The following is an 11303-nucleotide window of genomic DNA, read 5'->3' as shown; positions in this document are numbered from 1 at the left end:
ATTAAGTCGTTCGCCGCGGGCGGTTGAATATCGCGGCGTCATGTTGTTTCCTGCGGGGCTTCCATGAGGGGAGCCCGCCACCTGCCCGGAACGTTCCGTTAGGAGTTTGATAATGAATCGCACCCCCCTAGCCGCTACCGCGGCGGTGTTGTCGGTCTGTGGTATGGTCTGCTCGATTGGTCAAGCCGACGAGACAGTGACCCCGATGGCCGACGTGCTGATCGAGTTTGCCTCGAACCCGACGCCCGCCGATGTGGCTGCGGTCGAGTCGGTCGGTGGCGTTGTCCATCAGGTATGGACGGTGGCCCCGGGCATGCATGCGAGCCTGCCGTTCGGGGCAGACGTGGACCTGCATGCTCTGAGCCGGCGCGTTGTGGGTGTCCAACTCAACCACACCGGCGAGTGGACGGATGAGTACGACGACGTGTGGGGTGTCGTGCGCATTGGTGGCCAGACCACACACTCCGCAGGCCAGACTGGCACGGGGGTGGCCGTCGGCGTGATGGACTCGGGATTGCGCCACACGCACGAGGACATCGCCGACAACTTTGTGTTCGGCTTTGATTTCGAGACGATGAGTGCGGACTTCAGCGATCCGTTCAGTCACGGCACGCACGTGTGCGGTACCGTCGCGGCGGTCGCCAATGGCTCGGACATCATCGGTGTCGCGCCTGAGGCCGATCTGTACATGCTGAAGATCGGCACGTTCTTCCCGTCGTCTTCGGGTGTCATCAACGCCTTGCAGTGGGCCCTCGATAACGGCATCCAGGTGACCAACAGCAGCTTTTCGGTTGGTGATTCATCGCTGCTCCAGCAGGCCTACGACAACACCTGGGATGCCGGTATCATCCACTTTGCGGCTTCGGGCAACGGCGGTGGGGCCCCCATCGGTGTTCCGGCTCGGTACGACAACGTGATCGCGGTCGGTGCCATCGATGATCGGGATCGCCGGGCGAGCTTCTCGCAGGGCGGCTCGGCACTCGAGCTCGTCGGGCCTGGCGTGGGTGTGTACTCGACGGTTTCGGGTTCGGACACGAGCTACGACTTTTTCGATGGGACCTCGATGGCTACACCCCACGCCGTGGGCGTGGCGGCCCTCATCATCGGGGCGGGCATCGAGGACGCCAACGGCAACGGCCGCATCAACGACGAGGTTCGCCAGCGGATGATCGATACCGCGATCGACCTGGGTAGCCCCGGGTGGGACAGCGATTTTGGGCACGGCCTCGTGAACGCCGAGGGTGCGTTGGGTCTTGAACCATCCTGCGTGGCCGACTTCGACGGCGATGGTGAGTTGACGCTGTTCGACTTCCTGGCGTTCCAGACCGCGTTCGGCTCGGGCGACATGTCGGCCGACCTGACGGGCGACGGGGCGCTGGACATCTTCGACTTCCTCGAGTTCCAGAACCTGTTCATCGCCGGCTGCTGAGAACCCCGGCTCGTCGCTAGCATCGGTCACGATGAGCGACACCTATAGCCAGCCGACGCCCGCGGAGCACACCATCACGCGGTTCGCACCCTCGCCCACGGGCCACCTGCACGTGGGGGGAGCGCGAACCGCGTTGTTCTGTTGGGCCTTCGCCAAGGGCCACGACGGCACGTTCCTGCTGCGCGTCGAGGACACCGATCAGAAGCGGTCGAGCGAGGCAGCCGTCGTGGGTATCCTGGAGGATCTGGCGTGGCTGGGCATCGAGTGGCAGGAGGGGCCAGCGCTCGACGGCTTGGGTGGTGATCCTCGGGGCGTGGGGCCGTTCTTCCAGGCCGAGCGGGTGGAACAGTACAACGCGGCCCTGGCCGAGTTGCTCGAGAGTGGGCGGGCGTACCCGGCCTTCGAGACGGCCGACGAGCTGGACGCCAAGCGCAAGGCGGCCCAGGATGCCAACGAGACGTATCGCTACGACCGGGCGGCCCTGGAGATACCCGAGGCCGAGCGGATGAGCCGGATGATGGCGGGGGAGCCACACGTCGTGCGGTTCAAGGCGCCCGACCACGACGTGGTGGTGGCCGACTCGGTGCTGGGCGAGGTCCGCTTCGCGGCGGGCGAATTGGACGACTTCGTGATCCGCAAGGCCGACGGCTTCCCGACGTACCACTTCGCGGTGGTGGTCGACGACGAGGCGATGGGCGTGAGCCACATCCTGCGGGGGCAGGAGCACTTGCAGAACACGCCCCGGCACGTGGCGTTGCAGCAGGCGCTGGGCTATCGCACGCCGGTATACGCGCACCTGCCGCTGATCTTCAATCCCGACAACAGCAAGATGAGCAAGCGGGACAAGGACAAGGCGGTGCGGGCGTTTTGCAAGGAGCAGAAGGTCGATGGCGCACCCGAGGGCACGATCGACAATGCGAGCTTCAAGGCGTGGCTGGGCGACAAGCGGGCGCAGCTGCCGACCGATGATTTGATGCAACTGGCGGGTGCGATTGGCTTCACGCCGCCCGAGATTGATGTTGAGGATTTTCGGCGGAGTGGGTACCTGCCGCACGTGCTGTGCAACTACCTGGCGCTGCTGGGCTGGAACCCAGGCGAGAAGAACGAGGACGGCACGGACGTTGAGCACTTCACGATGGGGTACCTCGTCGAGAAGTTCGGCCTGGATCGCATCGGCAAGAGTGCGAGCAAGTTCGACCGCGAGAAGCTCATGGCGTTCAACGCCGACGAGATCCAGAACCGGATGAGTGACGAGCGGTTCGCCGGAGTCTGGCGGGCGTGGCTTGAGCGGTACGACCGGGCGACGCTGGAGGCGCTGGGCGACAAGCTGCCCATGGCGGCGGCCGCGGCGCGGCAGCGCACCCGCGTGCTGCGGGAGGCGGCGGGCGTGGTGGCGTTCGCGCTGCGGGACGACTTCGGGTACGACGAGAAGGCCGTCAACAAGGTCTTGCTGAAGAACGACGGCGAGGGGCTGGCGGTGCTGCGCGAACTGGGGCCGGTGCTGGAGGGCGTCGAGCCGTTCGAGGCCGAGGCGATCGAGGCGGCCATCAAGCAATGGTGCGAGGGCAAGGGCCTGGGCATGGGCAAGGCGGCCCAGCCGCTGCGCGTGGCGATGACGGGCGGGACGGTGAGCCCGGGGCTTGGGCAGACGCTGGAGCTGATTGGAAAACAGGCATCGCTCGAACGTGTCGGGCGATGCCTGTCGCAGTTCGCGGGGGTGAGCGGGGCTTAGCCCTGAACGATCCCCTTGCTCTCCAGGAAGCTCAGCACTTCCTGCACGCATTCGTCGATCGAGCGGCCCTCGGTCTTGAGGACCAGCTCGGCCTTGGGCGGGGCCTCGTAGGGGTCGTCGATGCCGGTGAAGCCCTTGATCTCGCCCGCGCGGGCCTTCTTGTAGAGGCCCTTGGGGTCGCGCTTCTCGCACTCTTCGAGGGGCGTGTCGACGAAGACCTCGATGAAGGGGAGCTTCGACTCGTCGTGCATGGTGCGGCAGAGGTCGCGGTCCTTCACGTAGGGGCTGATGAAGCTGGTCAGGCTGACGACGCCGGCGTCGGCGAAGAGCTTGCTGACCTCGCCGATGCGGCGGATGTTCTCGGTGCGGTCCTCGGCGCTGAAGCCCAGGTTCTTGTTCAGGCCGTGGCGGACGTTGTCGCCGTCCAGGCGGTAGCTGTTGACGCCCTTCTTGACCAGGACCTGCTCGACGGCGCTGGCGATGGTGCTCTTGCCCGAGCCGCTGAGGCCGGTGAACCAGACGGTGGCGCCCTTGGCCTTGAGTGCGTTCCAGCGTTCGTCGCGGGCGAGGTCGCCCTCGTGCCAGTGGATGTTGGTCGCCTTGACCTGTTCTGTCTGGGTCATTCCGCCTCCTGTTCGGGTTATGATCGCCCGTAAAGCCCGGTATTTGCTTCGTGGGGAGGGGATCGTAGACGGGCAGCGGCCAGCAAACCGATAGGCTGACCGCCATGACCGCGAGTGCTGACAGCCCGAACGCCCGATCCGGCCCGCCCACCCCGATCAGGGTGTGCATCCAGCAGCCGGCGCTCCCGGCGTATCGGGTGCCGGTGTTCGCGGAGCTGGCCCGCCGGCCGGGCCTCTCGGTGGAGGTGCTGTATTACGAGCAGGCCAAGCTGCCCAACGTCGAGGCGCAGGGGTTCACGGCTCGGCCGGTGGCGATGCGTCGGCTGTTGCGCCGCCCGCGTGAGGTGCGGTGGGTGCCGGCGCAGTTCGAAGCCGCGGATCCGGCGCGTGCGGACGTTGCGGTGTTCGAGCACAACTCGGGCGTGCTGAGCCTGATCCCCGCGATGCGGCGTGCGAAGCGCAACGGGGTGGGCGTCGTGCTGTGGGGGCACGGGTACTCGGTGCGCGAGACGGGGTGGTCTCGCCGGCTGCGCAACTGGTTTGGGCGGCAGGCCGACGCGGTGCTGCTGTACAACCACGAGGCCCGCGAGCGGTTGATCGACGAGGGCATGGATCCCAAGCGGCTGTTCGTGGCGCTCAACAGCCTGGATCAGGAGCCCATCCAGCGTGCCCGCGAGCGATGGCTGGCCGACCCCGAAGGGCTGGCGCGGTTCCGTGCCGAGCAGAAGCTGGACGGGCCGGTGGTGCTGTTCGTGTCTCGGCTGTACGCCCAGAACCGGATGGACCTGCTGCTGCACGCGGCGGCGAGATTGAAGGACAGCCATCCGGACCTGATCGTGGCCATCGTGGGCGACGGGGCCGAGCGTGAGAACCTGGAGGCGCTGGCCCAACGCCTGGGCATCGCCGACCGGGTGCGCATGCCCGGGGCGGTGTACGGCCAGGAGGAGCTGGCGCCGTGGTTCCTGTCGTCGCGGGTGTTCTGCTATCCCAGATTCATCGGCCTGAGCGTGCTGCACGCGTTTGGGTATGGCTTGCCCGTGGTGACCAACCAGGACATGTGGTCGCACCCGCCCGAGGCGCAGTCGATCGTGCACGGGGAGAACGGGCTGCTGGTCGACCCGGGCGAGCCGGGCTCGCTGGCCGAGGCGATCGCCCGGCTGGTGGACGACGAGGCTCTGGCCCGGCGGCTGGGCGAGTCGGGCCGGCAGACGGTGCTGGAGCGGTACACGATTGCCGGGATGGTCGACGGGCACGAGGCCGCCATCCGGTTTGCCCGCGAGAAAGCGCTCCAGCGCGCACAAAATCGCTGAGATATCCCCGGCCAAACCCCCAAAAAGGTTGCTCCCATCCAACATCTGTCATAACGTCCCCTTCCCCCGGATTGGCCGATTCCGCGCCCCGGGCAACAGGAGGATGCGATGCCCGCGACGATGACCCAAAAGAAGTCCCTGATCGAGGCCCACGGCGGTACCTTGGTCGACCAGGTGGCCACCGGAGCCCGGAAGGACGAGTTGATCAAGGAGGCCGCGGGGCTCACCCGCGTCGACCTCTCGATGAAGCAGTCGTGCGACGTCGAGATGATCGGCATGGGCGCGTTCAGCCCGCTGGACGGCTTCATGGGCTCGGCCGACGTCAAGGGCGTCATCGAGGACATGCGCCTGAGCAATGGCAGCCGCTGGCCCATCCCCATCACGCTGAGCGTTGACGCCACGAAGGCTCCCAAGGAGGGCGAGCGCGTTGCGCTGCACGCCCCCAACGGCACGCTCCAAGCCGTGATGACTGTCGAGGAGGTCTTCCCGCACGACCGCGAGGCCGAATCGACCATCTTCTTCAACAGCCCCAGCGACGACGACGGCAAGCACCCCGGCGCTGAGGCCGTGAAGGCCGAGGGCGACACCTGCCTGGCCGGCCCGATCGAGGTCGTGACCGCTTGCGTCGATCCCGATGGTCCCGAGGCGTTCCTGGACAAGCGGCTGACGCCCGCCCAGACGCGTGAGGCGTTCGAGAAGAAGGGCTGGACCACCGTTAGCGCCTTCCAGACGCGTAACCCCATCCACCGCGCCCACGAGTACCTGTGCAAGTGCGCCCAGGAGATCACCGACGGCCTGCTCATCCACCCGCTGGTGGGCGAGACCAAGCCCGGCGACATCCCCGCCGACGTGCGCATGGACTGCTACGAGGTCTTGGTTGACGAGTACTTCAACAAGGACCGCACGATGATCACGGTAATGCCCGCCGCGATGCGGTACGCCGGCCCGCGTGAGGCCATCCTGCACGCCATCGTCCGCCAGAACTACGGCTGCTCGCACTTCATCGTTGGTCGCGATCACGCGGGCGTGGGCAGCTACTACGGCACCTACGACGCGCAGACCAAGGTGGATGAAGTCACGACCGGCGCCGAGGGCGACCTGAAGATCACGCCGCTGAAGTTCGAGCACGCCGCGTGGAGCCACAAGGCCCAGGGCATGGTCAGCGGCAAGACCTTCCCCAAGATCGAGGGCGACCAGGTCTTCCTCAGCGGCACCAAGGTCCGCGACATGCTGGCCAATGGCGAGCGTCCGCCGAAGGAGTTCAGCCGGCCCGAGGTTGCGGATGTGCTGATCAAGTGGGCGACGAGCTGAGGCTTGTGACAGGTTGAGAGCGCCATCTGAATGCAGAGGGCCCGGGCGAGAGTCCGGGTTTTTTGGGCGCGCTTCGGATTCGATTCTTGCGCGGCCAGGGGGTGGGTTGGGGCGCGCAGCATACGAATCGAGTGGGCTCTCGGACGCCTGAAGCCGCGACGAATCGTGTTTCGCGACACGATATTTCGTTCATAGGGGTAAAACGCAAGATCATCCGTCTCATCCCTCGCGGGGCGTCACACATTCCGTTCGCATCGTCGTACACCGCGGGTTCTTCGCATCTATGCGCTCGGCAAACGGCGTCTGAATACCACACAACCCGCAAGGGAGTGTCGCCGCGGGCGTGGGCATGTCGCGATGGACACAGCCTGCGCCGAGGTGTGGGTTGTGCTGTAATTTCGCGTAGGTCGTGACTGTCGTTGTGGCGGTTTCCCTTTTATGCGGGTACCCGCGCTGTGCGGGGCGTTCACAGTTCTACGGGAGTTGCGTCATGCACACGATGTTGGCCGCGTCCGAGACATCGATGGCCCTGAATGCGGGGCTGTCGGTCGAGGGCATCACGATGTATCTGTTCTGGATCGGCACCGTCGCCATGGGTGCCGGTACCGCGTACTTCTGGCTCATGGCCGGCAGCGTGCCCAAGGCATACCGCTCTGTCATGATTGTTGCGGGCATCATCTGTGCGGTGGCCTGCTTCCACTACTTCCGCATGTCGGGCATCTATATCGAGCAGGTTGCCTTATTGTTTGACGCCGACGGCACGCGGATCGAGGGCGCTGAGATCGGCAAGTTCCCCACGGCCTACCGCTACATCGACTGGTTGATCACCGTACCCCTGCTCGTGCTGGAGATCCCGCTGTTGCTCAGGCTCAAGGGCCGCGGCGGCAATCTGTTCGCGACGCTGGTTGGCGCTAGCATCGTCATGCTCGTCTTCGCCTGGATCGCCGAGGAGTCGGCGACTGGCAGCGGTGCGTGGTGGATCAACTACCTCATCTCGTGCGCTGCGTGGCTGTACATCGTCTTCGTGCTGTTCACCAAGGTGTCCGGTGAGATGGCAAACTCGCCGCCGAGCATCCAGAAGTCGCTGAAGATCCTGCGGCTGTTCATCCTCGTCGGCTGGACCATCTACCCCGTCGGCTTCCTGATGGCCCTGATGGGCCCACAGGGCGAGTCGATCCGCGAGATCTGCTACAACGTCGCGGACGTGATCAACAAGGTCTTCTTCGGCCTGGTGTGCTACCAGGGCGTGAAGGTCCTTGCCGAGTCGGATGATCACGGTGCGTGAACGGTCTGCCGTCGGCGCTCGCCCGTGCGGGCGATGCGTTTGAGTATCTTGTCTTCGTAGAAGGTACCTTGTGATCCAAGCCCTGACCCAGCCACGTGTCCACACCCCGGCGGCAGCGTCCCCCTCGCTGCGCCTGTCGGACGCGTCGCTGGGTCGGGGTGTTCTTCTGTATGCGTCGTGTGCGCTCACGCTGTGGGTGGTGCAGGGCGCGGTCGCGAGCGGTGGTCTGTCGACATCCGTATCCACCCCGGGTAGCGTGGCGGGGAGCGCGCTGCCCGGTGCGTGGATCTGGGTCGTCGCACTCTTCGTCGTCGGCATGCCGCATGGCGCCTACGACCTCGCGGAACTGGCCCGTCGGTCGGGCTCCTTCCGCGGGACGCTCATGCGGTTCTTGCTGTACACGGCCGTCATGCTCTTGAGCACGATGGCGTTCTTTGCGGCACCGGCGTTCACGCTGGTGGCCTTCCTGCTGCTGACTATGGTGCACTTTGGCCGCTCCGACAGCGTGCACACGCGCGGGGCGATCGGGAGCGGCACCACTCCAACGCTGCTGGATCGTCTGCCCGGGTACGCCCACGGCGCGGTGGTGATCGCGGCGCCGTTCCTGTTCCAGCCCGTGGCAAGCTGGGCCCCGTTCGTTGAGATGGCGGCGGTGCTCGGGGCCGATGCGTCGCTGCAGGCGCAGGCGATGTCGGTCGCCGGCGGGGCGCTGGTGATCGCGGGGCTGGGTGTGATCGTGCCGGCCGCGGTTCGGCTCTGGCAGCGCGGTGCGCATGGGGCCGCGGTTGAGTCGGTGGTCATCCCTGCCGTGGCGCTGCTCGCGTCGGCCGTGCTGCCGCCGTTGCTTGCCATCGGCGTCTACTTCATGTGCGTGCACGCGATGCTGCACTGCCTGCGTGTTGGCGATCGTGGCGACGGCCCCGTCCGCGCTGTGATCCGAGCTCACCGGCTGTCGGTACCGCTGCTGCTGCCGTCGATCGTGATCATCGTGGCGCTGGCGGTGCCCTTCGGCGAGCTGGGCTGGGTGCCCGCACTGGCGGTGTCGTTCATCCTGTTCTGCGTGTTCGCGACGCTGCCTCACCATCTGCTGTGGTTTGGGACGCGTGGACGCGAACGGGCCGCGACCTACTCGAACGCATGATCGCGACAGCTATCCGCCGGGCGTTGGCGTGAGCAGGGTGTCTCCATCCTCGAGCTGCTGTTCGATGGGTCCTTGTCGGCCATCGGGTTTGGTTTCGCGTATGGGCGTATACCGGACTTCGGGACTGCTGAGCGTAAGGGTCTTTGGCGGCTGCTGTTGTTGCCCGAGCTCGTGCCTCTCTTGGAGCTCGATGAAGACCATCACGGCGCCGAGGGCGACCTGAAGATCACCCCGCTGAAGTTCGAGCACGCCGCGTGGAGCCACAAGGCCCAGGGCATGGTCAGCGGCAAGACGTTCCCCAAGATCGAGGGCGACCAGGTCTTCCTCAGCGGCACCAAGGTCCGCGACATGCTGGCCAACGGCGAGCGCCCGCCGAAGGAGTTCAGCCGGCCGGAGGTTGCGGATGTTTTGATCAAGTGGGCGACGAAGAAGTAAGATTGGTTGCCAGCGAGCAATGAGACAGGCCCCCGGGTGTTCGCTCGGGGGCTTGCTTCGTTTTGGGGTCGGTGCGCGTGATGTTCATCGCGGGTGCCGGGCCTTCAGGAGTTCTTCCTGCTTGCGAGCGCGTTCGTATTCCTCGACCTGCACATACACCACGTAGCCGAGGCCGCCAAGCAACACGATCAGGAGCCCCCAGAAGCACGCCATCCTCGCGATCTTCCCCCGCCGATGCCGACGCTCGGCCTGCTCGGCAAAGACCGCGTACGTGTCGCTGCCGCACTCGGGGCACCGGGTGTGGTCGATGGACCGCAGGTCGTACTTGCACTTGGGGCAGTTCACGGGTGAAGGGTGGGGGCGCGGATTCGATTCCTGCAGCGCCCGGGGTTGGGGTGGCCGGTGGACTAGTACGATCCGACGAAGCCCGGGCGTGAGCCGGGGCTTTTCGTTTCGGCTACGGGCCAACCCAGCCTTGGGCGGTAGCCGAAACGAAACTGGTTACCGAGCGAAACGGGGCCGGTCACTCGTTCGATGTTTCATCCTGTCGCACCCTCGCCAACGCTCGATCCAATTCCTCCACCGCGTAGATCGACTTGGCCCCTTCGGACATCAGCTTCTTGTACATCGCCACCGCGTCCTCCGACTCTGGAAAGGCCCACTCGCGCAAGTAGGCGACGCCGAGCCTGTACCAGCAGTCTGCGAAGAGCCTCTGCGTCCATTCCTTACTCTCCCAGCAGGGGTTGTCGCGAATCTCCCACTCGGGCGTCTCCAGGATCGACTTCCAGAACGCGATCGCCCGCTCGGAATCGCCAAGATTGTCGTAGATGCCAGCCCGATCCCACCGCACCGCCGGACATCGAGGATCGAGGCCGTACGCGAGATCGCTCCACTCCTTGGCATCTTGGTAGCGGCGCTGCTCGTTGCACGCCATGGCGAGGTTCGTGGCCGCCCAGTGGCTCTTGGGATCTTCACGCACGACCTCGCGAAGGCGGTCTTCGAGTTCCTCCCATCGCTCCGCCTTGAACAACGCGTCGTACTCCGCCTGTTCCAGCCTGCGATTTCCCTTGGCGCGTTTCACGCTTATGGCCTCCGTGGCGTGTCGCTCTCTCTGGAGCTTCGGCAGACCACCCAGCGCCGCCAGATAGCGCGCATGGGTGGTGGTTGGGGCGTGTTTCCTGATCCCGGCCGGCGTCAGCCGTCCCCCGAGCCCCGCTCCTCCAGCGCCTTCCCATACGCGATCATCACCATGAAAGCCGTGGGCAGGGCGTACTCGCCCGCGGTGCTGGCGACACTCTCCAGGTTCTTATGCTCGCCGTTCTCGACCTCGATGGCCAGATCCAGCAGCACGTTGTGCACGCTGGCCACCAGCTCGCCCCAGATCTCGAACTCCTCGTCGTTCTGCGGCAGGAACCGCTTGAGGGCGGGCATGTCCAGCGGCAGCTTCACGTACCACAGCCCGTCGTGCTCGACCAGGCTCAGCCCGACTACCGGCTTGCCCTGCCAGCTCAGCGCGACGATGTCGTCGGTGATGCGCATGGGCTCGAGCTTCTCGCCGTGGCGTTCGAGCCAGCCGTAGGGGTCGGCCATGAGCTCGCGCACGACGCTGTCGAGCCCCTGCCGCATGCGCGCCTCGTCGCGGATGGCGCTGGGCGCGCCGCGGGCGATGCCGCCCTGGGCCGTGAGCGCGCGACCGATGAGGCTGTTGATCTGGCCGTTCTCGGCGGCCTCATCGGCCTGCTCGCGGATCTTGTTTACTTCTTCCGGGAACGCTTCCGACACGGCCGTGCCCAGCCGCTGGAGCGCCCCGAAGGTGCGGCCCAGCCGGTCGATGACCAGGGCCTCGCCGTCGCTCTCGGTCCACACCAGTTCGCTCAGGCGGCGGGCGTTGCCGTCGACCACCATCTGGCGGGCCGAGTCGACCAGGGCCTCGGGGCTCTCCTGGCTGTAGTCCTGCTCGCAGCCGGTCAGCAGGGCCAGGGCAGGCAGGAGAACGATCAGAGCGATGCGATAGCCGGTGTTGGGGCTCATACGTAT

General features: G+C 66.0%; 11 protein-coding genes. 7 read left to right on the top strand and 4 right to left on the bottom strand.

Annotated features, from left to right (window positions below):
* The first annotated feature begins 112 nt into the window (after window positions 1–112).
* Both NCW75_06560 and gltX read left to right on the top strand, forming a co-directional pair.
* Complete coding sequence (locus NCW75_06560; GenBank protein UYV13946.1) at window positions 113–1429, top strand: S8 family serine peptidase; 1317 nt, start codon at window positions 113–115, stop codon at window positions 1427–1429.
* Window positions 1430–1460: 31 nt separating this feature from the next.
* Window positions 1461–3161 (top strand): glutamate--tRNA ligase, encoded by a 1701-nt coding sequence (gene gltX, locus NCW75_06555; GenBank protein ID UYV13945.1) that lies wholly within the window; start codon window positions 1461–1463, stop codon window positions 3159–3161.
* On the opposite strand, the gene cysC is transcribed toward gltX, so the two are convergent.
* Complete coding sequence (gene cysC, locus NCW75_06550; GenBank protein ID UYV13944.1) at window positions 3158–3784, bottom strand: adenylyl-sulfate kinase; 627 nt, start codon at window positions 3782–3784, stop codon at window positions 3158–3160. The two genes, gltX and cysC, sit on opposite strands and share 4 nt — an antisense overlap.
* A 104-nt stretch (window positions 3785–3888) precedes the next feature.
* On the opposite strand from cysC, the gene NCW75_06545 reads away from it, so the two are divergent.
* The 5 genes from NCW75_06545 (at window position 3889) to NCW75_06525 (ending at window position 9266) form a co-directional block, all read left to right on the top strand.
* Window positions 3889–5094, top strand: a complete 1206-nt coding sequence (locus tag NCW75_06545; protein ID UYV13943.1) for a glycosyltransferase family 4 protein — start codon at window positions 3889–3891, stop codon at window positions 5092–5094.
* Window positions 5095–5202: 108 nt separating this feature from the next.
* Entirely contained in the window at window positions 5203–6405 is a 1203-nt protein-coding gene (gene sat, locus NCW75_06540; protein UYV13942.1) for a sulfate adenylyltransferase, read from the top strand.
* A gap of 490 nt (window positions 6406–6895) precedes the next feature.
* On the top strand, window positions 6896–7690 hold the full coding sequence (locus NCW75_06535) for a bacteriorhodopsin-like (protein ID UYV13941.1): 795 nt from the start codon (window positions 6896–6898) through the stop codon (window positions 7688–7690).
* Between the two features lie 70 nt (window positions 7691–7760).
* Entirely contained in the window at window positions 7761–8831 is a 1071-nt protein-coding gene (locus NCW75_06530; GenBank protein UYV13940.1) for a Brp/Blh family beta-carotene 15,15'-dioxygenase, read from the top strand.
* Between the two features lie 171 nt (window positions 8832–9002).
* On the top strand, window positions 9003–9266 hold the full coding sequence (locus tag NCW75_06525) for a hypothetical protein (protein UYV13939.1): 264 nt from the start codon (window positions 9003–9005) through the stop codon (window positions 9264–9266).
* A gap of 84 nt (window positions 9267–9350) precedes the next feature.
* Here NCW75_06525 and NCW75_06520 read toward each other — a convergent pair whose 3' ends face one another.
* The 3 genes from NCW75_06520 to NCW75_06510 form a co-directional block, all read right to left on the bottom strand.
* A complete protein-coding gene (locus tag NCW75_06520) occupies window positions 9351–9611 on the bottom strand; it encodes a hypothetical protein (GenBank protein ID UYV13938.1) in 261 nt (86 codons plus the stop codon).
* Window positions 9612–9789: 178 nt separating this feature from the next.
* Window positions 9790–10347, bottom strand: coding sequence for a hypothetical protein (locus NCW75_06515; protein ID UYV13937.1), 558 nt, complete (start codon window positions 10345–10347; stop codon window positions 9790–9792).
* A 113-nt stretch (window positions 10348–10460) separates the two neighbouring features.
* Window positions 10461–11297, bottom strand: a complete 837-nt coding sequence (locus tag NCW75_06510) for a hypothetical protein (GenBank protein ID UYV13936.1) — start codon at window positions 11295–11297, stop codon at window positions 10461–10463.
* Window positions 11298–11303 lie beyond the last annotated feature (6 nt).

The sequence above is a fragment of the Phycisphaera sp. genome, from assembly GCA_025916675.1.
In the GTDB taxonomy this organism is placed as follows: domain Bacteria; phylum Planctomycetota; class Phycisphaerae; order Phycisphaerales; family UBA1924; genus JAHCJI01.
This window is presented reverse-complemented; position numbering and strand designations above follow the sequence as displayed.

What these genes read in the sequence shown, in the direction of transcription:
- NCW75_06560 (UYV13946.1), top strand. Translation starts at nt 113, where the DNA reads ATGAATCGCACCCCCCTAGCCGCTACCGCGGCGGTGTTGTCGGTCTGT.
- gltX (UYV13945.1), top strand. Translation starts at nt 1,461, where the DNA reads ATGAGCGACACCTATAGCCAGCCGACGCCCGCGGAGCACACCATCACG.
- cysC (UYV13944.1), bottom strand. Translation starts at nt 3,784, where the DNA reads ATGACCCAGACAGAACAGGTCAAGGCGACCAACATCCACTGGCACGAG.
- NCW75_06545 (UYV13943.1), top strand. Translation starts at nt 3,889, where the DNA reads ATGACCGCGAGTGCTGACAGCCCGAACGCCCGATCCGGCCCGCCCACC.
- sat (UYV13942.1), top strand. Translation starts at nt 5,203, where the DNA reads ATGCCCGCGACGATGACCCAAAAGAAGTCCCTGATCGAGGCCCACGGC.
- NCW75_06535 (UYV13941.1), top strand. Translation starts at nt 6,896, where the DNA reads ATGCACACGATGTTGGCCGCGTCCGAGACATCGATGGCCCTGAATGCG.
- NCW75_06510 (UYV13936.1), bottom strand. Translation starts at nt 11,297, where the DNA reads ATGAGCCCCAACACCGGCTATCGCATCGCTCTGATCGTTCTCCTGCCT.